This window comes from Streptomyces sp. NBC_00154 (assembly GCF_026342835.1).
In the GTDB taxonomy this organism is placed as follows: Bacteria; Actinomycetota; Actinomycetes; order Streptomycetales; family Streptomycetaceae; genus Streptomyces.
On record NZ_JAPEMI010000001.1, the window covers coordinates 5686124 to 5709678 of the forward strand.

Genomic DNA, 23555 nt, shown 5'->3' on the forward strand with positions numbered 1-23555 from the left:
GGCCGTCAGCCGAGGCCGCGCGCCCGTTCGAAGCGGGCGCGGGCCTCGGCCAGGTCCACCACCGGATCCGGATATCCGAGCCGCGCCCGGTCCGGACCGGTGAGCTTCCACGGCTCGTGGACCGCAGCGTCCTCCAGGCCTGCCAGCTCCGGCACCCAGCGCCGTACGTACGTGCCCCGCGGATCGAACCGCTTGCCCTGGACCACCGGGTTGAGCACCCGGTTGGGTCGGGTGTCCGTACCGGTGCCCGCCACCCACTGCCAGTTGAGCTGATTGTTCGCCAGATCCCCGTCGACCAGGAGATCCAGGAAGTGACGGGCGCCGACGCGCCAGTCCACGTACAGCGTCTTCGTGAGAAAGCTCGCGACCAGCATCCGGCCCCGATTGTGCATCCAGCCCTCGTGCGCCAGCTGTCGCATCGCCGCGTCGACCAGCGGATAGCCGGTGAGACCGGCACGCCACGCCTCGATCTCGTCGGGATCGGACCGCCACCGGTCGCCCCGCGGACGGTAGTCGGCCCATGCCGCGTCCGGCCGGGCTGCGAGGACCTGGTGGTGGAAGTCCCGCCAGGCCAGCTGCCGTACGAACGCGTCGGCGCCCGGTCCGCCCTTCTCCCGGGCCCGGTTCACCAGTTCGGCCGCGGAGAGGCAGCCGAAGTGCAGATACGGCGACAGCCGGGACGTCGCGTCCCCGCCGAGGTCGTCGTGGCCGGTCGCGTAGTCGGCCACCGGGCCGTGCAGCCAGGAGGCCAGCAGTCTGCGTCCCGCGGTCTCGCCGCCCTCGGCGAGACCCGGTGAGACGCCCGTGACCTCCGCTCGCGCCGGCAGCGGTGCGGACGTCGCGGTGTCCGGCACCCGTACCGTCCGGGGACCGGTCAGTGTGCCCCGTACCCCGGCCGCCTCCCAGCGGCGGAAGTACGGGGTGAACACCGCGAAATGGTCACGTCCCGCGGGGACGACCCGGCCCGGGGCGAGCGCGGTGACCACGGCGTCATGGACGTGCAGGGTGCAGCCGACAGTCCCGAGGGCCGTACGCAGACGGTCCTCGCGTTTCCGCGCGTACCCGCTCACCCCGGCGGCGATGTGCAGACTCCGCGCACCCGTCTCCGCGACCACGGCGCATGCCGCGAGGACCACGTCGCCGCGGCGGACGACGAGCCGGCCGCCGCGGCGGCGCAGCTCCGCGTCGAGACCGACGAGGCAGTCGGCGAGGAACGCCCGCCGGTTCGGCGCGTCGAAACCGGCCCGGCGGATGCCGTCGTCCTCGACGAAGAGGGGGACGACCGCATCCGCCCCGCGCACCGCCGCGGACAGGACGGGGTTGTCGTGCAGCCGTAGATCGGAGGTGAACAGCGCCACCGAGACGGTCATGGCAGGGAGCCCCTCATGCGGTCGGGAAGGTCAGGAGCGCCAGTGGCGCGGACGTCGGCCGCGCGGAGCCGCCGGTCGGCTCGACGGTGACCCCTATCCCCGACGCCCCGTCGACCGGACCGTCCAGCAGCACGGTGTTGCTCGTCGCCGCCCGGTTCATCAGCCCCGCGGACCGCATGGTCCCGCCGTCGTCGAACCACAACTGGTACACCTTGCCGCTGGGGGGCGGCGCCATCCCCGAGGTCACGAACACGGCCCGGTTCTCGCTCTGCGAGACCACGACCGTGCCCTTCGCCCCGCCCTTCAGCGTGCCGGACCTCGTCCTCGCGTCCGGGGCCGCGAGGACCTGCGCCACCTGCTCGTTCTGCTGCTGTGCCCGGTGCGCCTCCTGCTGTGCGTCCTGGGCGACCTGGTTCTGCCACACCGCGATCCCGCCGAACCCGGCAGCGGCGGCCACAGCCGCGGCGAGCGCGAACTTCGGCCAGCGGCGGGCCCGTTGGACGGAGGGGGCCGAGCGGGAGCGCCGGCCGTGCGACGGGGATTCCTGCCGCACGGTCGTGATCTCCCGCAGCACCCGGTCGCGCAGCTCGCGCGATGGGGCCGCGGACGCCGCGAGCCCGAGCCGGGTGGCGGTCTCGGACAGCTCCCGCACCTCCACGGCGCAGGCCTCGCAGTCGCCGAGATGGCGTTCGAACTCTCCGCGCTCCGCGTGCGGCAGCGCGTGCAGGGCGTACGCCCCGGTCAGCGTGTGCAGTTCGGCCCCGCTCCTGCGATCCACCTTGTTCATGCGCTCACCCCGAGGCAGTCGCGCAGCCGGATCAGCCCGTCGCGCAGTCGTGTCTTGATCGTCCCGAGCGGCACGGCGAGGAGTTCCGCCACTTCGCGGTAGGTCAGACCGCGGTAGTAGGCCAGTGTGACGGACTGACGTTGCAGCTCGGTCAGGGTCCGCAGGCAGCGGCGTACCTGCTCGCGCTCCAGTCGGCTCTCGACCTGCTCGGTGACCTCGTCGAACTCCGGCGTACGGTCCAGCAGTGCCGCCCGGTGCTCCCGGGCCGTCGTCGCCTCGACGGAGCGCACCCGGTCCACCGCCCGGTGATGGGCCAGTGTCAGCACCCAGTTCATGGCGCTGCCGCGGGAGGCCTGGAACCGCGGGGCGGTCCGCCACACCTCGACCAGCACTTCCTGCGCCACCTCCTCCGACTGCGCGGGGTCGCGCAGCACACTCCGTACAAGACCGAGGACCGGGCCGCAGACCGCGTCGTACACCCTGGCGAACGCATCCTGGTCGCCTCGGGCCACCAGCTCCAGGAGCTCCTGGAGATCGGGCCCCGCCGATGGTGCTCCGCTGATCTGCACGGCTACTTTCACGCGGGCTTCCTCCCAGGATGCGCATCGGTTCCGTGAGGTGATTCGGAGCCGACGGCAGCGCGGATTGGTCAGTGCGCGGAATCTTTCCACGCCGCCCTCAATTCGCGATACATCGTGGTTGACGTGTCGAGGCACTCGCGATATGTTCGTCTACGAGTATTCGATGGCGGAGTGAAGGGCGGTGGGGGTAGTGGCCAGGCGGCGCAAGCTCAGCAACCCACTGGCGCTGACGGTGATGGTGCTGCTGGCGGAGCGGTCCATGCATCCGTACGAGATCGCCCAGACGCTTCGTCGGCGCGGCAAGGAACACAGCGTCAAGATCAATTTCGGCTCGCTGTACACCGTCGTCCAGAACCTGGAGAAGCACGGTTACGTCGAGGTGGCCGGTGTGCAGCGCCAGGGCAACCGCCCCGAGCGCACGCTCTACGGACTCACCGAGGCGGGGCGCGTCGAAATGGTCGACTGGCTCTCCGATCTGCTGGCTGCGCCGGCCGCCGAGTACCCGGTCTTCGAGACCGCGCTCTCGCTGCTGCCGGTGCTGCCGCCGGAGGACGTGGCGGAGCTGCTGGAGACCCGGGAGGCGGCGCTGGGGCTCCAGTCCGCGGCGCTCCGGGGTGTCCTCGGCCGGCTGACGGGGAAGCTGCCCCGGGTGTTCGTCGTGGAGACCGAGTACCAGCTCCACATGATCGACGCACAGCTGGAGTGGATCAAGAAATTCCGCACGGAGCTCGCCGGCGCCACGATCAGCGGTATCGAGGAGTGGAAGTCCTTCCACGAGACCGGTGAAGTGCCGCAGGACTGGCAGGACCTGGACGAACAGGAGATCGTCCTCGAACCGGAGCGGAAGACGTAGCGCCGACGAGGACCGCAGAAGCAGCAGGAGCACTACCGGAGAAGAAGTACCGGAGACGAAGAAAGACCCTGGCAGGGGCTGTTGGAGCAGCGCCCGCCAGGGTCTCGAACCCCGGACCGGCCACGCCGTGAGGGCGAGCCAGGCGATCGAGGTGCGGCAAGCCCAGGATAGCCCGGCTCCTTTCACGCGGATCGGCTCGGCATGCCCGAACACCCCGCTGACCACAGGAGAGCTCTGTCATGAGCACCCGTGCGCCCGCAGTAGAGGCGCGACAACTGATCAAGACCTATCCCGGCGATGTCACCGCGCTGAACGGCATGGACCTCACCGTCGGCGCCGGCACGGTCTTCGGACTCCTCGGCCCCAACGGCGCCGGGAAGTCCACCACCGTGAAGATCCTCACCACCCTCGCCCGCCCGGACTCCGGAGCCGCGACGGTCGCCGGACACGACGTCCTGCGCCACCCCGACCGGGTCCGGCGCGCGATAGGTGTCGTCGCTCAGAAGTCGGGCGCCGACCCCGTCGCCACCGGCCGGGAGAACCTGGTGCTGCAGGGCAGGCTCTACGGGATGCGGGGCGCCGCGATCCAGCGCCGCGCCGATGAGCTCCTGGACCGCTTCGATCTCGCCGACGCCGCCAAGCGCCAGGTCAAGGGGTACTCCGGCGGCATGCAGCGCCGCCTCGACGTGGCGCTCGGCCTGGTCCACCGGCCCGAGGTTCTCTTCCTCGACGAGCCCACCACCGGACTCGACCCCGAGGCCCGGACGGCCATGTGGGACGAGATCTCCCGGCTGGCCGGCGACGAGGGCCTCACGATCGTGCTCACCACGCACTACCTGGAGGAGGCCGACCGGCTCGCCGAACGCATCGCGATCGTCGACCGCGGCCGGATCGTCGTCGAGGGCACCCCCGACGAGCTCAAGGGCGAACTCCGGGGCGACGCCGTCCACATGGAGCTGCGCGCCGACGGCGACCGTACGGTGATCACCGCCGCCCTCGCCGGAGTGCCCGGGGTGTACGAGGTGCTGGCCGACGGCCGCCGGGTGAGCGTCCGCGCCGAGGACGGCGCCGCCGCCGTCCCCGTACTGCTCACCGCACTGGAGCAGGCCGGTGCGTCGGTCGCCGCCGCCACCGTCGCCCGCCCCTCCCTCGACGACGTCTATCTGCGCTACGCCGGACGCCGCTTCTCCGAGGCCGAGGCCGCAGATGACGGGCAGGCCCCCGCTCCCATCGCCGCAGGAGGCGCCCGATGAGCAGCCAGACCCTCGCCCAGACCTGGTACATGACCCAGCGGCAGCTGATGGCGATCATCAGACAGCCGGTCTTCCTGGCGATCTCCCTGATCCAGCCGGTGATCTGGCTGTTCCTGTTCGGCAATCTCTTCAAGAAGGTCGTCGAGCTCGGCGGCTTCGGGACCACGTCCTATCTGGACTACCTGATCCCGGGCATCGTGGTGATGAGCGCTCTCGGATCGAGCATGTGGGCCGGGATGGGAACCCTGGAGGAGATCGAGCGGGGCACGCTCAACCGTTTCCTGACCACCCCGGTCAGCCGGAACGCGCTGATGAACGCCAACGTCGTGCAGAACGGCATCAGCACCGCTGTGCAGTCGGTGATCATCGTGCTGCTCGGCTGGGCCGCCGGTGCCACCTACCCCGGCGGGGCGGGCGGACTGCTGATCCTCCTCGTCGCGTCGATCCTGCTCGGTACGGTGTTCGGCGCGCTCTCCAACGCCTTGGGGATGCTGGTCCGCCAGCGCGAGTCGATCATCGGCATCAACACGTTTCTCCTGCTGCCGCTGACCTTCCTCTCGTCCTCGTTCATGGCGCCGAGTCAGATGCCGTCGTGGATGCGGCAGATCGCGGACTTCAACCCGGTCAACTGGGCGATGGTGGCGGGCCGTTCGGCGCTGACCGCCGACCCCGACCGGGGCTTGGTGCTCAGCCGCGGGGGAGCGCTGCTGGTGCTCGCGGTGGTGGCGGTCTGGCTGTCGACCCGCACCTTCCGCTCGTACCAGAAGTCCGTCTGACGGTCAGGGGTGCGGCGGGGGTGACGACAGCGCCGTGTCAGGGAGCCGGTCCGGGTGCGTCTGCCCGGGCCGGCTCCGCGGCCTGCGGGCCGCGCGCACAACCAGGAAGACGAGCAGGCCGAACGGCGACAGCAGAATCGTCAGCACCAGCAGGGGACTCATCACCAGGGCGGGGATGCCCAGCCGTCGCCCCTCCAGGAACATCCACTGGCCCAGCAGCAGATCCCAGGCGATGACCTGGGCCCAGAGCGCCCCCGCACCGTTCGCCAGCACGGTCAGGTCGCGGAACGTGTCGATGTCGGGACTGCGTACCGAGGCCCAGAGTTCGGGGAAGACCGGCACGGCCATGACGAGATAGACGACCAGTACGGGCAGCACCGTGAGCGGTGACGCGGTCAGGCGCGCGGTGGGCCGCCAGTGCGGGGCCAGGATCATCAGCAGCCAGAAGGGCGCGGCCAGCCAGAACGAGACTTCGAAGAGCGTGCCGGTCATGCCACGAGCTCCTTCTTGTCGGCATCAGCCTTACGGGACAGGGGAATCGGCCGCAGCGCCGCGTACGCACCGGCGGCGGTGGCGGCCAGGACCGCGGCCGCGGCGCCGAGCGTGGCGCCGTCCGGATGGATCAGTGGCTGCCCCCGCAGTGCCTGCCAGGCGACGAGGGCGACGACCGCCGCGTACGCCCCGGAGGCGACGCGCACCAGACGCAGCCGGACCCGCGGATCACCCAGTCGGGGAAGGCGCGGGGCCAGCGCGGCCAGCGCAAGCAGGAAGAGCGGGAGCAGCTGGAGCGAGTGCATCCCGACGAAGTGCGGAATACGCAGATCGCCGCCGGTCGTCGACCAGCCGGTGAGCGGCATCGAGGGGCCGCCGTCCGGTACACCGACGGAGTGCGCGCCGACCACATCGGCGGTGTCGAGGTTGCCCGCGGCTCGCTGCCCGGGCGTCGGCTGCGTCATCAGGAAGCCGAACCCGGCTCCCACCAGGGCTATGAGCACGCCCGAGCGGATCGCCAGGGCGGCGGCGCGGTCCGGGATACGGGCACGCAGCAACAGGATCGCGATGACCAGGGTTGCGGTCCAGAGGATGACGACGGTGGCGCCCATCACGGTGAACAGCCGCTCGTCGAAGGGGGTGGCGTGGTTGAAGTGGCTGCGCCTGCCCCGGATCACCTGCCCGGTGATGATCGCCATCTCGACCAGGCTGGACAGGGCGACCACGGTCCCGGCCACCCAGCCGGTGCGCCGGCCGCGGGTGAGCAGCGTCAGCATCCAGGCGAGCGCCAGGGCGTACACCACGAACGAGACCGCGAACTTGAAGGGCTTGAACCAGATTGCCGAGCCCGCGAGGACCCGGTTGTCGACCAGCAGTCCCACCCCGGAGACGACGGCCATGAGGGCCATTGCCGCGGCGAAGAGGACTAATACTGCAACCGCATCTTCCGTGACAGGTGCTGGATTGGCTCGTTGTTCCGACTGTGCGATGAATCGTTGACGGTTGAGCAGGTCGAGTCGTGGTCCGAGGGGATAGCCGGGTTCCATGCCCGGTTCGCCCACCGTTTCGGCAGGTCGGAGCCCCGCGAGCGGGCGTCGGACTACCTGAACGGGTTGCTCGCGCCGCTTGAGAAGAAGAACGGGTGGACGCTGTCGGAGCAGGTCGGGCAGTTGCGCCCCGACGGCGTCCAGCGCCTGCTCAACCACTCCGACTGGGACGAGAACGCGGTCCGCGACGATGTCCGGGACTTCGTCGTGGAGACCATCGGCGCCAAGGACGCGGTGCTGATCGGCGACGACACCGGCTTCCTGAAGAAGGGCACCAAGTCCGCCGGCGTCCAGCGGCAGTACACCGGCACAGCTGGCCGCACGGAGAACAGCCAGATCGGAACATTCCTGGCCTACGCCTCCGCCAGGGGGCGGGCGTTGATCGACCGCGAGCTCTACATCCCCGTCTCCTGGACGGATGACCGTGACCGCTGCCGCGCGGCCGGGATCGACGACGAGGTCCCCTTTGCGACCAAGAACGAGCACTTCAAGTGGATGCTGCAGCGCGCCATCGACGCGGGTGTCCCGTTCGCGTGGGTCACCGCTGACGAGGCATACGGGCAGGTCAAGCACCTGCGAGTGTGGCTGGAGGAACGTCGGGTCGCGCACGTGCTGGCCACGAAGGTCAACGACACTGTGATCACCGCGCACGGGGCGGACACGCGGGTGGACCAGTTGGTCGCCGCGCTGTCCCGCCAGCGGTGGAAACGGATCTCCGGCGGGGCCGGCGCGCACGGTGAGCGGATCTACGACTGGGCGCGTGTCGCGATCCGCCCGTCCTGGGAGAACGGCTTCGGGCACTGGGTGCTGGCCCGACGCAGCGTCAGCGACCCGAGCGAGATCGCCTACTACGTCTGCTACGGCCCGGTCGCCTCCCGACTGAAAGACCTGGTCAAAGTGGCTGCCGCGAGGTGGGCGGTGGAGGAGTGCTTCCAGACCGCGAAGGGAGAGTGCGGTCTGGACCACTACCAGGTGCGGCTCTACCGGGCCTGGTACCGCCACATCACCCTGGCCATGGCCGCCCTTGCCTACCTGACCGCCGTCCGCGCCGCAGAAGCCGCAAAAGGGGCACTCTCGACGACGAACGGGACCTCATATCCCTCAGCGTCCCGGAGATCCGCCGGTTGATGGGCCACGTCGTCGTCACGCGCCACTGTCACAGCAACGAGCACCATCTGCACTGGTCACGCTTCCGACGACGCAGCCAGGCCCGAGCCCGCCGCTCCCACTACAAACGCCGAGGCCACATTCTCCAGATGCGGTTGCAGTACTAAGGGACGGTGCCAGGAACGCCATGACGACATGGATGTACCCCCAGTGACGGTGAAAGACCATTATGGATAGCGACACTCTCCGCTATCCGATAGTGGAACTATCTATGATGGAATGCGGAGTTGGCAAGGGCGGAAGGAGTAACGCGCGGTGCGCATCGGCGAGTTGAGTCGCAGGTCCGGGGTTCCGGTTCCGACGATCAAGTTCTATGTACGTGAAGGTCTGCTGCCCGCAGGGCAGTTGACCAGCCCGAATCAGGCGTCGTACGACTCCGGGCACGAGCGCAGGCTGAAGTTGATCCGCGCCCTGCTGGACGTCGGCGGCCTCTCGCTCGCCGCGATCGGGGACGTCCTGCACACGATCGACGACCCCGCGCAGCCGGTGCACAACGTGCTGGGCGTGGCGGCGAAGCGGATCACGGCGCTGGAGGGCAGCGAACCCGGGCCCGAACTGGAGGACGCCCGCGCGGAGGTGGCCGAGCTGCTGCTCCGGCGTGGCTGGCGGGCCGAGGCGCACAGTCCGGCCGGCGAGGCGCTGGCCGGGGTGCTGGTCGCGCTACGGCGGGCGGGTCACGGGGGGTTCGTCGAGCTGCTCGACGACTACGCGGCCGCTGCGGAACCGGTCGCCCGGGCCGACCTGGACTATGTGGGGCGGCGGGTGGCGCGCGAGGACCTGGTCGAGAGTGTGGTCGTCGGCACGGTGCTGGGCGAGGCGATGTTCAGTGCACTGCGCCGGCTCGCACACGTGGACGCGTCGGCAAGGGTGTACGGCGACGACAGACCGAGGGAGCCGCGCGGCGCCGGCTGACCGGGACATACGCGTACCCCGGTCACCGTCCGGGAGCCCGTGACACGCATACGCCCCGGTCGCCGTCCGTCCTGGACGGTGACCGGGGCCTACACGTACCCACAAATGTCGCCCGGGCGCGGTGGCCTACGCCGCGCGCTCCTGCTCGCGCTCCACCTGCTCGTTCCACTCGCGCTTCACCGAGCGCCAGGCGTCGTCGTTCTGGCCGAGGCGCCAGTAGCCGGAGATCGACAGCTGCGACAGCGGGATCTTCCGGTCCAGACGCAGGTGCCGGCGGATCTCCTTCACGAACCCCGCCTCGCCGTGCACGAACGCCTGGACCTCGCCCGCGGGGAAGTCCAGCGACTTCACCGCCGCGGTCACGGCCTCGCCGACCGGGCGCTCGCCGCGGTGCAGCCAGGTGAGCTCCACCCCGTCGGCCGTCTCGATCTTCTGCTCCTCGGACGCGTCCGCCACCTCGATGTACGCGTGCGCCACCGCGCCCGTGGGCATCTGCTCCAGCGCCGCCGCGATCGCCGGCAGAGCGCTCTCGTCACCGGCCAGAAGGTGCCAGTCCGCAGACGCGTTCGGACCGTACCCGCCGCCGGGGCCCAGGAACGTCACCTGATCGCCCGGAGCCGCCCGCAGCGCCCACGGGCCGGCCAGGCCCTCGTCGCCGTGCACCACGAAGTCGATCGCCAGCTCCCGGGTGACCGGGTCCCAGGAGCGGACCGTGTAGGTGCGGGTGGTGGGCCACAGCTCGCGCGGGTACTCCTCGCGGATGCGAGCCATGTCGAACGGGTGCGCATAGTCCGCGCCCTCGGGTGCGAAGCACAGCTTGACGTAGTGGTCGGTGAACCCGGACAGCGCGAAACCGGCCAGGCCGTCACCACCGAGTACCACGCGCACCATGTGCGGGGTGATCCGCTCGGTGCGCAGGACCTGGGCCCCCTGCGCCGTGGGTGCCTGCCGCGCCGGTCGTTCTGCCACGAGGTTCTCCCTGCTCCGAATGCTTAGGCTTGCCTAAGTTAGCACCTCATGCCCGGAGGACGGATAGCAGGCGCTGCAGGGCGCCGCCCAGGCCCCACTGGTCGGCCAGTGCCTCGAGGGCGGCGGGGTCGCGCGGCTCGGTGGGCAGCGCGGGATCGAACTCGGGCAGCGGTACGTCACCGGCGACCCGGACCACCGTCGGCGCGACGGCCACATAGTCCCGCGCCTCGTCGAGCCGCTTGCGCTGCGAAGGTGTCAGCCTGGACGCCGGATCGTCCACCGCGGCCATGATCCCGGCCAGGTCGCCGAAGGTGTCCAGCAGTTTCGCCGCTGTCTTCTCGCCGATACCGGGGACCCCCGGCAGCCCGTCGCTCGGGTCGCCGCGCAGCAGTGCCAGATCGACATAGCCGGAGCCGTCCACCCCGTACTTCTCGCGCAGCCACGCCTCGTCCGTGAGCTGGAGCGACCCGACACCCTTAAGCGGGTAGAGCACCCGCACCCCGCGGGCGTCGTCGACGAGCTGGTAGAGGTCCCGGTCGCCGGTGACGATGTCCACCGGGCCCGTGGCGAGGCCGGTGAGCGTACCGATCACGTCGTCCGCCTCGTATCCCGCGACACCGACCCGGGCGATGCCGAGCGCGTCGAGCACGTCCTCGATGATCGGGACCTGCGGGGCCAGCGTGTCGGGGGTCTCCTCCTCGTCGGGGAGTCCCTCGGCGGTCTCCACGGCGACGCGGTGCGCCTTGTACGACGGGATCAGCTCCACCCGCCAGTGCGGCCGCCAGTCCGCGTCCATGCAGGCCACCAGCTCGTCCGGCCGGTGATCCTGGACGAGCCGCCCGATGAAGTCGAGCAGTCCGCGCACGGCGTTGACCGGCGTGCCGTCCGGCGCGCGCACCGAGTCGGGGACGCCGAAGTAGGCGCGGTAATAGAGGGATGAGGTGTCTAGCAAAAGGCACTTCTTGGGCCTAGTCGTCATGGCATCAGCATGCCCGTAGGACGGCCGAGAACGGGAAACGCCGGCGCATGCAGGGCGGTGGCTTCGGACTCCCGGACGCCGTCCTGGGCGTGCGCGAGCTGGGCATCGAGGATGCGCTCGTCGGGGACCTTGGAGGTTTTGCCCTCGGTGACGGCAGCGCGCATGTCGACTTCGGCCTTGGTGATGGCCTGTTGCCCTTCGAAGGCTTTGCCCTCGGCGGCAGCGATCGCTTCATTCGCGGCGTCCAGGTCGGCGAGGGCCTCGCAGACGTCCGCCGGGAAAACGACGAGGATGACGCCCCCGGGGCATCGCCCCGGAACGCCGCCCCGCTGCCGTCAGTCGGCCGTCAGTTGCGCCAGTGGATATCGACGCGTTCGGGGTCGATGCCACGCCGCCCCCGAACGCCCGGCTTGACCACGATGTGCTGAAGCGCGGACGACAGCAGGTCGCGTCGTCCGTCGGTGTCGCGCTGCTCCCACGCTTCTGCGAAGGTCATACCGAGGCTCACGTAGTCGACCTCAGGTTCGTCAGGCATGGCCAGCAGCTCACGGCGCTTGGCCTTGAGCTTGCGAAGGTCTGACATGAGCTCAGCCTCGCGCTCGTCGTCGTCCACGTCCGCGAGTTCCGCCGTGGTCGACTTGATGGCCGCTTCGATCGCGGCGAGTTCGGCGACCTCGCGCACCGTCTCGTGGGCCTCGACGACTTCGAGTTTGCCCACCGTCGCCAGGAATGTGCGCTCCACGTGCTCCTCGATCCGCTCGGCGACGATGGAGGTTGCCCGTACGCAGCCGGTACCGTCCGAACGGCCGTGGCAGGCGTACCGGGTCACCGGGTTGTGGCCGCCGGTCTTGTTGACGCGCATGGAGCCACCGCACGAAGAGCACCGCAGTAGGCCCGACAGTAGCCGGGCGCGCCGCTTGCGTTGCCCGCCCGGTGTTTTCGTCGGCGCGAGCAGTGCGCGGAGGCGCAGCACGTCCTCTTCGGGGAGTATCGGCTCCCACACCTGGATCGGCTGGCCGTCGGCGTCGGTGACGACCTTCCCCTTGTGCGTCATGTGGCCGAGCGTCGCCGCCTGCGTGAGGACGATGCGCAGCGACGTCATCGACCACGCCTTGGCCTTGCGCGGGACCGAGCCGACTGCGTTGAGCACATTGGTCGCGTAGTAGACAGACTTGCCGTTCAGCACCAGGTCGGCGGCCTTGCGGACGTACGCGGCTTCGACCGGGGCGACTTCAAGGGCCTTTCCGGCGCCGTCGGGGTTGTCGACGATGCGGTATCCGTACGGTGCCGAGCCTCCCGGCCATCGCTGGGCTTTCACCAGTGCGGCGCGGGCGGCAGTGACGCGGTCGCGGATGGTGGCCGCTTCGAACTCGGCGAACACGCCGAGCAACTGGAGCAGCATACGACCGGCTGACGTCGTCATGTCGAACGGTTCCGTAGCGGAAACCAACGACACACCGGCCTTCGCCCACTGCTCGGTGAGTGACGCAAGGTCGGACACGGAGCGCGCCACGCGGTCAATGCGCCAGACCATGACCGTGTCGACGAGATCAGCGGCGACGGCTTCGCGGACCCGGGCAAGGCCGGGGCGGTCGAGGCGGGTCTTGGTGGCCGATACGTCGACGTCCTCGATGATGTCGGCGAGGGCCCATCCTCGCGCGTGACACATAGCCTGGATGACTTCTCGTTGGCGCTCGATGGACGTGCTCTCGTCCGTGGCCTTGGAGATCCGGGCGTACCCGATGACTCGCCTTGGCGCATGTGTTGTCATGCGGGTGATGGTAGTCCGCGGTGAGATGGTATCGAGGAGCATTAGCCCCACACCCCGATCATGCCGCACCCCACTGACACCGGCCCGGAAGTGAACTGGATCACTCTTCTGTTTGGTCCAGGTAAGTGTGGGCAGGCGCGGCACCGGAGCGGATCACGTCGCAATTGCAACTTCAGCGCGTGCCGAGCGGACCGAATCCGCGCCGCTCCACGGTCTGCCGGAGGGGGTGGCAGACCGTTTTCGGTTCAACGCGTGAGGTGTATGTGTCAAGGCTGCAAGCCGAACACTTGTACAAGGTATTCGGCAGACGACCCGATCAAGCCGTGCAGAAGCTCGAGAGCGGCACGGACCGCGACGAGCTGCGCGCCGACGGAACGACCGCAGCGGTGATCGACGCCTCGTTCACCGTCGAACCGGGACAGATCTTCGTCGTGATGGGTCTGTCCGGATCCGGCAAGTCCACGTTGCTGCGGATGCTCAACGGGCTGCTGGATCCCACAGCCGGACGCGTGCTGTTCGACGGCCAGGACCTGACCGCCCTGAGCCCGCGCGAACTGCGCACCGTCCGCTCCTCCAAGATCAGCATGGTCTTCCAGCACTTCGCTCTCTTCCCGCACCGGAGCGTCCTGGAGAACGCCGGGTACGGCCTCGAAGTGCAGGGTGTGCCGCGCGCCGAGCGTGAGAAGCGCGCTGCCGAGGCGCTGGAGCTGACCGGCCTGGCCGGCTGGGAGAAGTCCTGGCCCGACGAGTTGTCCGGCGGCATGCAGCAGCGCGTCGGCCTGGCCCGCGCCCTCGCCACCGACGCCGATCTGCTGCTGATGGACGAGTCCTTCAGCGCGCTCGACCCGCTGATCCGCCGCGACATGCAGGACCAGCTGCTCGAACTCCAGAAGAGGCTCAAGAAGACCATCGTCTTCATCACCCACGACCTCAACGAGGCCATGCGGCTCGGCGACCGGATCGCTGTGATGCGGGACGGAAAGATCGTCCAGCTCGGCACGGCCGAGGACATCCTCGTCACCCCGGCCAACGACTACGTCGCCTCCTTCACCCAGGACGTCGACCGCTCCCGGGTGCTGACCGCGGGCGCCATCATGGCCGAGCCGCACACCGTGCTGGGCACCGAGGCGGACGACGGCACGGAGCTCCGCACACCCGCCGACATCCTCCGGTCGGCGCCGGCCACGGTCTCCGAGTCCACACCGATCATCGAGCTGTTCACGCCCTGCTCGCGCAGCGGAGTCGCGGTTGCCGTGACCGGTGCCGACGGCCGGCTCGTCGGGGTCGTGCCCCGGTCACGGCTGCTCGCCGTCCTCGGCGAGCCGATGAGTCCCATCGAGGTCCCGCAGGACGCCGCCACCACCGCGAAGAAGGTGGCCGCCGATGTTTAGGATCCCGCTCGGTGAATGGGTGGACACTGCGGTCGACTGGCTGCAGACCCACCTGGCCTGGTTGTTCGACGCGATCAGCTCGATCGTCAGCGGCATGTTCGACGGCATAGCCGCCGTACTCTCCGCCCCCGCCCCGCTGCTCTTCGCGGGCATCCTCGCCGTCATCGCCTGGTGGCTGCGCGGACTGCTCCCGGGTGTGCTCGCCTTCGTGGGCTTCGCGCTCATCGACTCCGTCGAGCTGTGGGACGAAGCGATGGACACCCTCACCCTGGTGCTCGTCGCCACCATCGTCACGCTTCTGCTGGCCGTGCCGCTCGGTATCTGGGCGGCCCGCTCGAAGGCCGTGTCCGCGGTGACCCGGCCGGTCCTCGACTTCATGCAGACCATGCCCGCCATGGTTTATCTGATCCCCGGCGTCATCTTCTTCGGCGTCGGCGTGGTGCCCGGCATCATCGCCACGATCATCTTCGCGCTGCCCCCGGGCGTCCGGATGACCGAACTCGGCATCCGTCAGGTCGACGGCGACCTCGTGGAGGCGGCCGAGGCCTTCGGCACCACCTCGCGCAACACCCTGATGCGGGTCCAGTTGCCGCTCGCCCTGCCCACGATCATGGCGGGCATCAACCAGGTCATCATGCTGGGCCTGTCCATGGTGGTCATCGCCGGCATGGTCGGCGGCGGCGGCCTCGGCGGCTCCGTCTACCGCGCCATCGGCAACGTCGACGTCGGCCTCGGCTTCGAGGCGGGTGTCTCCATCGTCATCCTTGCGATGTACCTGGACCGGATGACCGGCGCGCTCGGCCGCGAGGTGTCCCCGCTGGCCCGTCGCGCGCTCGCCAGGGCCCAGTCGGTGGCCGGCGGACTGAAGATCTGGAACCACCGGCCGCAGCCCGCCGTCGCGGTCGTCGGCGTCGTCGTCCTGGCCCTCGTCGCAGGCGGCATGGGCATGTTCGGTACGTCGAAGCCGGAGGGCGGTACCGTCACCGATGCCGCGAACATCGGCAACGGCAAGAAGATCAGCATGGGATACATCCCGTGGGACGAGGGCATCGCCTCCACCTTCCTGTGGAAGGAGCTGCTGGAGCAGCGCGGCTTCGAGGTCGACGTCAAGCAGTACGAGGCCGGCGCGCTCTACACCGGTATGGCGGGCGGCCAGATCGACTTCGAGACCGACTCCTGGCTCCCGGTCACCCACGCCACGTACTGGAAGAAGTACCAGGACCGCCTGGATGACATGGGCTCCTGGTTCGGCCCCACCTCCCTGGAGCTGGCCGTCCCCTCGTACGTGAAGGGCGTCGACTCGCTCGACGACCTCAAGGGCAAGGCGTCCGATTTCAAGGGACGGGTCGTCGGCATCGAGCCGAGCGCCGGTGAGACTGGCCTGCTCAAGGACAAGATCCTGCCGGGCTACGGCCTCGACAAGGAGTACAAGGTCGTCGACGGCTCGACGCCGTCGATGCTCGCCGAGCTGAAGCGCGCGTACGCCAAGAAGGAACCGATCGTCGTCCCGCTGTGGTCGCCGCACTGGGCGTACAACCAGTACGACCTCACCAAGCTCAAGGACCCCAAGAACCTCTGGGGCAAGGGCGACGGCATCCACACCCTGACCCGCAAGGGCTTCGCCGACGACAACCCCGAGGTCGGCAAGTGGCTCAAGAACTTCAAGATGAGCGAGGACCAGCTCACGAGTCTTGAGGCGAAGATCCAGACGACCGGCAAGGGCAAGGAGCAGGACGCCGTCCGCGCCTGGCTGAAGGACAACCCGGACGTCGCCGACAAGTGGACGCCCGTGGCCAAGGCGGCGAAGGGCGCGAACGGCAAGGACGAGCGCGACCGTACCGTCGAGATGGCCTGGTTCCCCTGGGAGGAGGACATCGCCGCCACGTACCTGTGGAAGGCCGTCCTGGAGGACCGCGGCTACAAGATCAACCTGAAGCAGTTCGAGGTCGGTCCGATGTATGCCGCGATGTCCCGCGGCCAGCTCGACGTGCAGTTCGACGGCTGGCTGCCGTACACCCAGAAGAACTACTGGAACAAGTACGGCTCCCGGCTCACCGACCTCGGATCGTGGTACGGGCCGACCTCGCTGGAGATCGCCGTCCCCTCGTACGTCAAGGGCATCGAGTCGTACAAGGACCTCAAGGGCCGCGGTGACGAGTTCAAGAACCGCATCATCGGCATCGAGCCCGGCACCGCCACCATGGCCAACCTGAAGAACAACGTGCTGCCCGCCTACGGCCTGGACAAGGAGTACAAGGTCGTCGACAGCTCGACGCCCTCGATGCTCGCCGAGCTGAAGCGCGCGTACGCCAAGAAGGAGCCGATCGCGGTTCTGCTCTGGACGCCGCACTGGGCGTACAACCAGTACGACCTCACCAAGCTGAAGGACCCCAAGAAGGCCTTCGGCAACGGCGACACCATCCGGACGATCGCGAGCAAGGACTTCCCGAAGAACTACCCGCAGCTGACCAAGTGGTTCAAGGACTTCAAGCTCAGCGAGCAGCAGCTGGCCGGCCTGGAGAACCAGATCCAGAAGCGCGGGACGGGACACGAGGAAGAAGCCGTGAAGGCCTGGATGGACAAGAATCCGGGCATCGCGGACAAGATGGCTCCCCAGTAGGGGGCTGATACAGCCGGAAGGGGTGGGTGCCGCCGATGGGCGGGACCCACCCCTTCCGGCTGTGTGACGTTCCTTTACCGGCCGTCCTTGCGTAACCGTGTGCGTAAGGTGCTGGCAGCCGGAAGGATGACGAGTCGGGAGGGAGCCGGACATGGACGACAAGGAAGCACTCCGCGTGGGCGCGGCGGTCCGCCGACGGCGCAGATCCCTGGGGCTCACACTGGCCGCGGTCGCCACTCGCAGCGGCCTGTCCGTGCCGTTCCTCAGTCAGATCGAGAACGAGCGGGCCAGGCCCAGCGCCCGGTCGCTGGACCGGGTGGCCGACGCACTGGAGACCACGACGGCACGGCTGCGTGCCGCCGCCGACTCGGCGCGAGCCGTCGAGGTGGTCCGGGCGGGCGAGGGCGACGGGGCGCGCAGAGTGGTGCGCGGGCGGCATCAGCTCAGCGCGCTGGAGTTCACCGGAGAAATGGATCTCGGGCGGGAGTTCCAGCACCGCAACGACGAGGTGATGTACGTCGTGGAGGGCGCCGCCGAGGTGGAGGCGGAGGGGCAGGCGTACCGGCTGGAGCGCGGCGACACACTGTTCCTGTCGGGCGGGGTGCGGCACCGCTGGCGGGCCACGATGCCGGAGACCCGGCTGCTGGTCGTCGCGGTCGCGGAACACGTCGACGCCACCAACGACCCGAGGCGCTGAGATCCGGTGCCCGAATCGGTGTCTGTCCCGATGCCTGTCCCGGCGTCGGCGCTCCGTGTCGTCTCGCTCGTCCCCTCGCTCACCGAAGCCGTCGCCGTCACCGCTCCCGGCCTCCTCGTCGGCGTCACCGACTGGTGCACCCATCCGGCCGGTCTGACCGCCGCACGCATCGGCGGAACCAAGAACCCCGATGTGGCCGCGATCGTCACGCTCCGCCCCGATCTCGTCGTCGCCAACGAGGAGGAGAACCGCGCACCCGACCTCGCCGCGCTCCGTGCCGCGGGCATCGAGGTCCTCACCACCGAGGTCCGCAGCCTCGACCAGGCCTTCGCCGAACTGCACCGTGTCCTGGTGACCGGCTGCGGGCTGGCCAGGCCACGCTGGCTCGACGAGGCCGAGGCCGCCTGGGCGGCGCTCCCGCCACCGGACGAGCCGCGCCGCGCGATCGTGCCGATCTGGCGCAGGCCCTGGATGGTGATCGGCCGCGACACGTTCGCGGGCGATCTGCTGGCCCGGCTCGGCGTGCGGAACGTGTACGCCGGTCACGCCGAGCGCTACCCCCGGATCCCGCTCGACGAACTGAACGCGGCGGGCGCCGACCTGGTCGTCCTGCCCGACGAGCCGTACCGCTTCACCGCAAGCGATGGACCCGAGGCCTTCCCCGCACTGCCCGCCGCACTCGTCGACGGGCGGTATCTCACGTGGTACGGGCCGTCGCTGGCCGGGGCGCCTGCGGCGCTGCGAGCAGCGCTCCGCTGAACAGCCCGCGCAGCGTCCGCACCCCGGCCACCGCCCAGGCCGACACCAGCAGCACGTACAGCGCGACGGCCAGCCAGGTGAACGCCGTCAGCCCGGTGTGCCGGGCCAGCCCCGCCGCGCCGGTGACACACGTGCCGACCGGGAAGGTGAAGCCCCACCAGGTCATGCTGAACGTCATGCCGCCCCGTACCGCCCGCACCACCATCGACCCGGCCAGCGCCAGCCACAGCAGCGCGAACCCCATCACCGGCACCCCGTACAGCACGGCGAACGCCCCGAGCGCGGAGGCGTACGGCGCCCCGATCGCACCCGGCGCCACGTCGGCGAGCTGACCGACCGCGGTCGTCGACTGGCCCAGCGGACCGAGGACCAGGAACAACGTGGGGGTCAGGGCGAGCGGCAGCGGACCATGGTGGACCAGTCGCGCGAAGATCAGCGGCAGCATCGTCAACGTCGCCAGCAGGCTCAGCCCGAACATCGCGTAGCAGGCGAGCAGCATCGCCTCCTGCCACTGACCGGCGGGCAGCTCCGGAACCAGCAGCGGGCCGAGCGCCGCGGAGACCATCGGCGCCACCACCGGCAGCAGCCAGACCGGCGACGCGGTCCCGGGTGCCGGACGGTGGCGTACGACCATCAGATACGGGATCGCGACCGCGACGGCCAGGCCGATCGCCGTGCCCGCGCTGTAGAGCACCACGTCCACGGCGAGGGCCGCCCGATGCCCGACGACATCCCGGCCGACCGTCATCGTGGAGCCGCCGACGGCCAGCAGTGCCATCGAGAGGCAGCCGTAGAACGGGGCGACGGCCGGGTCGAGGAGATGGGCGCGGGCTTGGTCGCGGTGGGCGGACCAGTGCCCGGCGCGGGCGGCGAGAACCGCGGCGAGAAGCAGCGCCGCGAGCGCCCACACCACCGTGCAGGCGGCGCGCAGCCCGGGCACGTGCACGGGAAGCGCAGCGCCCGCGCCGGCCACGATGGCGGTGCCCATGACCGACGCGTACCAGTTGGGGCCGATGTACCGCAGAGAAGGAAGCCGCGCGGCGGCGGAGTGCGGGGCGCTCGTCCGGGCGCGGGTCTGCGGAAAGATGGCCATGCCACGATCTTTGTTCCGGGGGCCGTCCCCCACCAGGGAGCTTGTCTCTATGAGGTCATAAGCTGGCTTTATGCCCAGCGACGCGCCTCCACCCGTCCTCCTGTCCCACCGGGTCCCCGACCTCGGAGCGCTGGAGCTGCTGCTCGCCGTCGCCCGGCACGGCAGCCTGGGACGGGCGGCACGGGACGTCGGCATCACCCAGCCCGCCGCCAGCAGCCGCATCCGGTCGATGGAGCGACAGCTCGGCGTGGCCCTCCTCGACCGATCGCCGCGCGGCTCCCGGCTCACCGACGCGGGTGCGCTCGTCACCGACTGGGCGCGCCGGATCGTCGAGGCCGCCGAGGCATTCGATGTGGGCGCGCAGGCGCTGCGCGACCGGCGAGACTCCCGGCTGCGGGTAGCCGCCTCCATGACCATCGCCGAGTATCTGCTGCCCGGCTGGCTGATCGCCCTGCGCGCCGAACGGCCGGACACCGCGGTCTCACTGCTGGCGGGCAACTCGGCGGCGGTCGCGGGGCGCCTGCTCGCCGGGGAGGCCGACCTCGGATTCGTGGAGGGACTGTTCATACCGGAGGGCCTCGACGGCACGGTCATCGCACACGACCGTCTCGTCGTCGTGGTCGCCCCGTCCCATGCGTGGGCCGGCCGCCGCACCCCTCTGACCCCGCAGGAACTGGCTGCGACCCCACTGATCCTGCGCGAGCGCGGCTCCGGCACCCGGCAGGTCCTGGACTCGGCCCTCGCCGTCCACGGCGGACTTGCGCAGCCACTGCTCGAACTGTCGTCCACGACGGCGGTGAAGGGGGCGGCGGAGAGCGGCGCGGGGCCGTGCGTGCTGAGCGAACTCGCGCTGGGGGAGGAGCTGTCCTCGCGGCGGCTGGTGAAGATCCCGGTGGCGGGGGTGCGGCTGAGACGACAGCTGCGGGCGGTCTGGCCCTCGGGACACCGGCCGGCGGGCCCGGCCCGCGACCTGCTGTCCCTGACGGGCCGGTCGAGCCCGCCCGGCGCTTGAGGACACCGGGCCGGCGCCGTGGAGGACATGAACGCGGTAGCCGCCGGTCGGCGAACGGTCAGCCGCGCGCCGCCTCGGCCACCAGCGCCTGCATCACCCGCAGGTCGTCACCCATCTCCGGATGCCACTGCACCCCGAGCGCCCACCGCGCCCCCGGCAGTTCGACCGCCTCCACCGTGCCGTCCGCCGCGTGGGCCGACGCCACCAGGTCCGGTGCGAGGCGGTCCACGGCCTGGTGGTGGTAGGTCGGTACGGGGGACTCCTCGGGCACGATCGATGCGTAGCGGGTCCCCGGCACCGGTGTCACCGGGTGCTCGCCGAGGACCCCGGCCGTACCGTGCGGGCCGGCATGCCCGTCCAAGTGCTGGATGAGGGTGCCGCCGAACGCCACATTCATGAGCTGCATGCCACGGCAGATACCGAGCACCGGTGTGCCGGACTCCAGGGCGGCATCGAGCAGGGCCAGCTCCCAGGCGTCGCGCTCCCGGTTCGGCGGTCCGGTCCTCGGGCCGGGCTCCGCGCCGTACCGCGCGGGCTCGACATCGGCGCCGCCCGCGATGACGAGACCGTCCAGCCGGGCCACGGCGTCCGCCGCCCGGGCCGGGGCGTCCGGCGACAGGAGAGCGGCGAGGCCCCCGGACCGCTGGACCAGCCGCGGGTAGGCGGACGGGAGCAGAGCGGCGGGCAGTTCCCAGACACCCCAGCGGGCGACGGGCTCCAGATAGGTGGTGACGCCGATGAGCGGTACGGACATGGCGGGACCCTCCGGTCGGCCGCCTGCGGGCGGACCCGGTTCAATGGTGCTAGGGAATACCTTTGCGTTTCGATGGGGCGCCGCGCAAGCGGTCAGGCCAGGAATCCGCGCAGCAGCGCCGCCGTGCCCGCGCAGTGTTCGCGCATCACGGCGCGCGCCGCCTCCGCGTCCCCGTCGAGCACCGCCTCGACGAGCGCGGTGTGCTGATGCTGCGAGTGCTCCAGGTTCCGCACGAGCAGCGGTATGCAGTCCAGCAGGTCGTTCACGGTGGCCCGGACGGCCGCGTACTGCGCGGTCAGGGAAGCGGAGCCGGACAGCTCGGCCAGTGTCAGATGCAGAAGGGTGTCGCGCCTGCGGTAGTCGGGCAGAGGTGCATCGTGTGTCGCCGCCAGAGCCGTACGCAGCCGTTCCGCGCCCTCGTCCGTCAGCCCGTGCGTGGCGCACAGTTCGGCCGCGCCGGTCTCCAGCACCTCACGGAAGCGCAGGACGTCCTCGACGTCGACGGCCGCCACCCGGCGGCGCAGCTCGTCCTCGCCGGGGCTGTCGGTGCGGGGGAGTACGAAGGTGCCGCCGTACCTCCCTCGCCTGCTCTCCACCAGCCGCTGGTCCTGAAGCACCTTCAGCACCTCGCGCAGCGTGACCCGGCTGATCCCGAGCAGCTCGGCCAGTTCGCGCTCGGCGGGCAGCCGCTCGCCGCCGGGCACCAGCCCGAGCCTGACCACCTGGAGGATCTGTTCGAGTGCCTCCTCGAAGCCGTTGCCCGCGCGCACGGGCCGCAGCAGGGGTCGCAGTTGCCGCGCGGACCCGTGCCGGCCGGACTCGCTTTCCTGCGCCACGTCCCGTCCTCCCTTCCCAACAATGGTTCTTGCCCATACCTTATGACTTCCGGCTGACCGAAGGAGGATCTTCCCGTGGCAGACCGCACACCCCCGCTCGAGGTCGAGGAACTACGGCTCCTCGTCGAGAGCGGTGAGATCGACACCGTCGTCCTGGCCTTCCCCGACATGCAGGGACGGCTGCAGGGCAAGCGGTTCGCCGCCCGCTTCTTCCTCGACGAGGTGCTGGAACACGGCACGGAGGGCTGCAATTATCTGCTCGCCGTCGACACCGACATGAACACCGTCGACGGCTACGCCATGTCCTCCTGGGCGCGTGGGTACGGCGACTTCGCCATGCACCCCGACCTCACCACCCTGCGCCGTGTCCCATGGAACGACGGCACGGCCATGGTCATCGCCGACCTCGCCTGGGAGGACAGCTCACCCGTCGTCGCCGCGCCCCGCCAGATCCTCCGCCGCCAGCTGGAGCGTCTCGCCGAGCACGGTTTCACCGCGCATGTCGGCACCGAGCTCGAATTCATCGTCTTCAAGGACACGTACGAACAGGCGTGGGACCGCAACTACCGCGACCTGACTCCGGCCAACCAGTACAACATCGACTACTCGGTCCTCGGCACCGGCCGCATCGAACCCTTGCTCCGTCGCATCCGCAACGAGATGGCGGTCGCGGGCCTGACGGTCGAGTCCGCGAAGGGTGAGTGCAACCCCGGACAGCACGAGATCGTCTTCCGGTACGACGAGGCCCTGGTCACCTGCGACCAGCACGCCGTCTACAAGACCGGTGCCAAGGAGATCGCCGCCCAGGAGGGCGTCGCGCTCACCTTCATGGCCAAGTTCAACGAGCGCGAGGGCAACTCCTGCCACATCCATCTCTCCCTCCAGGACGCGGACGGGCGCAACGTCATGGCGGGCGAAGCGGGCGGCATGTCCCCGGTGATGCGCCACTTCCTCGCCGGACAACTCGTCGCACTGCGCGATTTCTCCCTGCTCTACGCGCCGAACATCAACTCGTACAAGCGCTTCCAGCCCGGCTCGTTCGCCCCGACCGCGGTCGCCTGGGGCCACGACAACCGCACCTGTTCGCTCCGCGTCGTCGGCCACGGCCGCTCGACCCGGTTCGAGAACCGGCTGCCCGGCGGTGACGTCAACCCGCACCTCGCCGTCGCCGGTCTGATCGCCGCCGGCCTGCACGGCATCGAGCAGAAGCTCGAACTCCCCGAACCCTGCGAGGGCAACGCCTACACCACCGCGTACGACCACGTCCCCACCACACTCCGCGAAGCCGCCGAACTCTGGGAGCAGAGCGACCTGGCGAAGGCGGCCTTCGGCGACGACGTCGTCGCGCACTACCGCAACATGGCGCGCGTCGAACTCGAGGCATTCGACGCAGCGGTGACCGACTGGGAGCTCCGCCGCTCCTTCGAACGTCTGTGA

The 23555-nt window shown here is 70.0% G+C and carries 23 protein-coding genes; 11 read left to right on the forward strand and 12 right to left on the reverse strand.

What is annotated here, in order from left to right:
• Positions 1-5 precede the first annotated feature (5 nt).
• From OHA03_RS25460 to OHA03_RS25470, 3 genes are read right to left on the reverse strand one after another with little or no spacing between them, the layout of a single operon-like run.
• Positions 6-1370, reverse strand: a complete 1365-nt coding sequence (locus OHA03_RS25460) for a deoxyribodipyrimidine photo-lyase (protein WP_267006090.1) — start codon at positions 1368-1370, stop codon at positions 6-8.
• Between the two features lie 13 nt (positions 1371-1383).
• Positions 1384-2157 carry an anti-sigma factor gene (locus tag OHA03_RS25465; protein WP_267006091.1) on the reverse strand — a complete coding sequence of 258 codons (774 nt, stop codon included), beginning with the start codon at positions 2155-2157 and terminating at the stop codon, positions 1384-1386.
• Positions 2154-2738, reverse strand: coding sequence for a sigma-70 family RNA polymerase sigma factor (locus tag OHA03_RS25470; protein WP_267006092.1), 585 nt, complete (start codon positions 2736-2738; stop codon positions 2154-2156). The genes OHA03_RS25465 and OHA03_RS25470 overlap by 4 nt, the downstream gene beginning before the upstream one ends.
• A 190-nt stretch (positions 2739-2928) precedes the next feature.
• Here OHA03_RS25470 and OHA03_RS25475 point away from each other — a divergent pair, with 190 nt between their 5' ends.
• The 3 genes from OHA03_RS25475 (at position 2929) to OHA03_RS25485 (ending at position 5620) form a co-directional block, all read left to right on the forward strand.
• Complete coding sequence (locus OHA03_RS25475; RefSeq protein WP_267006093.1) at positions 2929-3591, forward strand: PadR family transcriptional regulator; 663 nt, start codon at positions 2929-2931, stop codon at positions 3589-3591.
• 239 nt (positions 3592-3830) lie between these two features.
• Positions 3831-4844 (forward strand): ATP-binding cassette domain-containing protein, encoded by a 1014-nt coding sequence (locus OHA03_RS25480; protein WP_267006094.1) that lies wholly within the window; start codon positions 3831-3833, stop codon positions 4842-4844.
• Positions 4841-5620: an ABC transporter permease gene (locus tag OHA03_RS25485; RefSeq protein WP_267006095.1), complete on the forward strand. Its 780-nt coding sequence runs from the start codon at positions 4841-4843 to the stop codon at positions 5618-5620. The genes OHA03_RS25480 and OHA03_RS25485 overlap by 4 nt, the downstream gene beginning before the upstream one ends.
• 3 nt (positions 5621-5623) lie before the next feature.
• Here the strand turns inward: OHA03_RS25485 and OHA03_RS25490 are convergent, their stop codons facing one another.
• Both OHA03_RS25490 and OHA03_RS25495 read right to left on the reverse strand, forming a co-directional pair.
• On the reverse strand, positions 5624-6112 hold the full coding sequence (locus OHA03_RS25490) for an ABA4-like family protein (protein WP_267006096.1): 489 nt from the start codon (positions 6110-6112) through the stop codon (positions 5624-5626).
• A complete protein-coding gene (locus OHA03_RS25495; RefSeq protein ID WP_267006097.1) occupies positions 6109-7020 on the reverse strand; it encodes a hypothetical protein in 912 nt (303 codons plus the stop codon). The genes OHA03_RS25490 and OHA03_RS25495 overlap by 4 nt, the downstream gene beginning before the upstream one ends.
• Positions 7021-7143: 123 nt before the next feature.
• Between OHA03_RS25495 and OHA03_RS25500 the strand changes: the two genes are divergently transcribed.
• A complete protein-coding gene (locus OHA03_RS25500; protein WP_267008155.1) occupies positions 7144-8286 on the forward strand; it encodes an IS701 family transposase in 1143 nt (380 codons plus the stop codon).
• Positions 8287-8580: 294 nt separating this feature from the next.
• Positions 8581-9237: a MerR family transcriptional regulator gene (locus tag OHA03_RS25505; protein ID WP_267006098.1), complete on the forward strand. Its 657-nt coding sequence runs from the start codon at positions 8581-8583 to the stop codon at positions 9235-9237.
• 126 nt (positions 9238-9363) lie between these two features.
• On the opposite strand, the gene OHA03_RS25510 is transcribed toward OHA03_RS25505, so the two are convergent.
• The 4 genes from OHA03_RS25510 to OHA03_RS25525 all read right to left on the reverse strand — a co-directional run bounded on the left by OHA03_RS25510 (position 9364) and on the right by OHA03_RS25525 (position 12956).
• Positions 9364-10206: a siderophore-interacting protein gene (locus tag OHA03_RS25510; protein ID WP_267006099.1), complete on the reverse strand. Its 843-nt coding sequence runs from the start codon at positions 10204-10206 to the stop codon at positions 9364-9366.
• A gap of 46 nt (positions 10207-10252) precedes the next feature.
• Complete coding sequence (locus OHA03_RS25515; RefSeq protein ID WP_267006100.1) at positions 10253-11185, reverse strand: 5'-3' exonuclease; 933 nt, start codon at positions 11183-11185, stop codon at positions 10253-10255.
• Complete coding sequence (locus OHA03_RS25520) at positions 11182-11349, reverse strand: hypothetical protein (RefSeq protein ID WP_267006101.1); 168 nt, start codon at positions 11347-11349, stop codon at positions 11182-11184. The genes OHA03_RS25515 and OHA03_RS25520 overlap by 4 nt, the downstream gene beginning before the upstream one ends.
• A gap of 182 nt (positions 11350-11531) precedes the next feature.
• Complete coding sequence (locus tag OHA03_RS25525; protein WP_267006102.1) at positions 11532-12956, reverse strand: recombinase family protein; 1425 nt, start codon at positions 12954-12956, stop codon at positions 11532-11534.
• A gap of 323 nt (positions 12957-13279) precedes the next feature.
• Between OHA03_RS25525 and OHA03_RS25530 the strand changes: the two genes are divergently transcribed.
• The 4 genes from OHA03_RS25530 to OHA03_RS25545 all read left to right on the forward strand — a co-directional run bounded on the left by OHA03_RS25530 (position 13280) and on the right by OHA03_RS25545 (position 18423).
• Positions 13280-14347, forward strand: coding sequence for a glycine betaine/L-proline ABC transporter ATP-binding protein (locus OHA03_RS25530; RefSeq protein WP_323181248.1), 1068 nt, complete (start codon positions 13280-13282; stop codon positions 14345-14347).
• Positions 14340-16967, forward strand: coding sequence for an ABC transporter permease/substrate binding protein (locus tag OHA03_RS25535; RefSeq protein ID WP_267006104.1), 2628 nt, complete (start codon positions 14340-14342; stop codon positions 16965-16967). Before OHA03_RS25530 ends, OHA03_RS25535 begins: the two co-directional genes overlap by 8 nt.
• A gap of 151 nt (positions 16968-17118) precedes the next feature.
• The gene (locus tag OHA03_RS25540) at positions 17119-17664 is read left to right on the forward strand and encodes a helix-turn-helix domain-containing protein (RefSeq protein ID WP_267006105.1); all 546 of its coding nucleotides are present in this window, start codon (positions 17119-17121) and stop codon (positions 17662-17664) included.
• A 30-nt stretch (positions 17665-17694) separates the two neighbouring features.
• Complete coding sequence (locus tag OHA03_RS25545) at positions 17695-18423, forward strand: helical backbone metal receptor (RefSeq protein ID WP_267006106.1); 729 nt, start codon at positions 17695-17697, stop codon at positions 18421-18423.
• Here the strand turns inward: OHA03_RS25545 and OHA03_RS25550 are convergent.
• The gene (locus tag OHA03_RS25550) at positions 18362-19516 is read right to left on the reverse strand and encodes a TDT family transporter (RefSeq protein ID WP_267006107.1); all 1155 of its coding nucleotides are present in this window, start codon (positions 19514-19516) and stop codon (positions 18362-18364) included. The genes OHA03_RS25545 and OHA03_RS25550 overlap by 62 nt on opposite strands.
• 70 nt (positions 19517-19586) lie before the next feature.
• Here OHA03_RS25550 and OHA03_RS25555 point away from each other — a divergent pair, with 70 nt between their 5' ends.
• Positions 19587-20528 carry a LysR family transcriptional regulator gene (locus OHA03_RS25555; RefSeq protein WP_267006108.1) on the forward strand — a complete coding sequence of 314 codons (942 nt, stop codon included), beginning with the start codon at positions 19587-19589 and terminating at the stop codon, positions 20526-20528.
• Between the two features lie 58 nt (positions 20529-20586).
• Here OHA03_RS25555 and OHA03_RS25560 read toward each other — a convergent pair whose 3' ends face one another.
• Together OHA03_RS25560 and OHA03_RS25565 are read right to left on the reverse strand one after the other, a co-directional pair.
• Positions 20587-21282, reverse strand: coding sequence for a gamma-glutamyl-gamma-aminobutyrate hydrolase family protein (locus tag OHA03_RS25560; protein ID WP_267006109.1), 696 nt, complete (start codon positions 21280-21282; stop codon positions 20587-20589).
• Positions 21283-21374: 92 nt separating this feature from the next.
• Complete coding sequence (locus tag OHA03_RS25565) at positions 21375-22118, reverse strand: FadR/GntR family transcriptional regulator (protein ID WP_267006110.1); 744 nt, start codon at positions 22116-22118, stop codon at positions 21375-21377.
• 75 nt (positions 22119-22193) lie between these two features.
• Between OHA03_RS25565 and OHA03_RS25570 the strand changes: the two genes are divergently transcribed.
• Positions 22194-23555 (forward strand): glutamine synthetase family protein, encoded by a 1362-nt coding sequence (locus tag OHA03_RS25570; protein WP_267006111.1) that lies wholly within the window; start codon positions 22194-22196, stop codon positions 23553-23555.

Coding starts and splice junctions, on each gene's coding strand:
- OHA03_RS25485 (WP_267006095.1), top strand. CDS start 4,841: ATGAGCAGCCAGACCCTCGCCCAGACCTGGTACATGACCCAGCGGCAG.
- OHA03_RS25480 (WP_267006094.1), top strand. CDS start 3,831: ATGAGCACCCGTGCGCCCGCAGTAGAGGCGCGACAACTGATCAAGACC.
- OHA03_RS25465 (WP_267006091.1), bottom strand. CDS start 2,157: ATGAACAAGGTGGATCGCAGGAGCGGGGCCGAACTGCACACGCTGACC.
- OHA03_RS25560 (WP_267006109.1), bottom strand. CDS start 21,282: ATGTCCGTACCGCTCATCGGCGTCACCACCTATCTGGAGCCCGTCGCC.
- OHA03_RS25520 (WP_267006101.1), bottom strand. CDS start 11,349: ATGCGCGCTGCCGTCACCGAGGGCAAAACCTCCAAGGTCCCCGACGAG.
- OHA03_RS25525 (WP_267006102.1), bottom strand. CDS start 12,956: ATGACAACACATGCGCCAAGGCGAGTCATCGGGTACGCCCGGATCTCC.
- OHA03_RS25550 (WP_267006107.1), bottom strand. CDS start 19,516: ATGGCCATCTTTCCGCAGACCCGCGCCCGGACGAGCGCCCCGCACTCC.
- OHA03_RS25515 (WP_267006100.1), bottom strand. CDS start 11,185: ATGACGACTAGGCCCAAGAAGTGCCTTTTGCTAGACACCTCATCCCTC.
- OHA03_RS25535 (WP_267006104.1), top strand. CDS start 14,340: ATGTTTAGGATCCCGCTCGGTGAATGGGTGGACACTGCGGTCGACTGG.
- OHA03_RS25490 (WP_267006096.1), bottom strand. CDS start 6,112: ATGACCGGCACGCTCTTCGAAGTCTCGTTCTGGCTGGCCGCGCCCTTC.
- OHA03_RS25495 (WP_267006097.1), bottom strand. CDS start 7,020: ATGGCCCTCATGGCCGTCGTCTCCGGGGTGGGACTGCTGGTCGACAAC.
- OHA03_RS25460 (WP_267006090.1), bottom strand. CDS start 1,370: ATGACCGTCTCGGTGGCGCTGTTCACCTCCGATCTACGGCTGCACGAC.
- OHA03_RS25545 (WP_267006106.1), top strand. CDS start 17,695: ATGCCTGTCCCGGCGTCGGCGCTCCGTGTCGTCTCGCTCGTCCCCTCG.
- OHA03_RS25540 (WP_267006105.1), top strand. CDS start 17,119: ATGGACGACAAGGAAGCACTCCGCGTGGGCGCGGCGGTCCGCCGACGG.
- OHA03_RS25555 (WP_267006108.1), top strand. CDS start 19,587: ATGCCCAGCGACGCGCCTCCACCCGTCCTCCTGTCCCACCGGGTCCCC.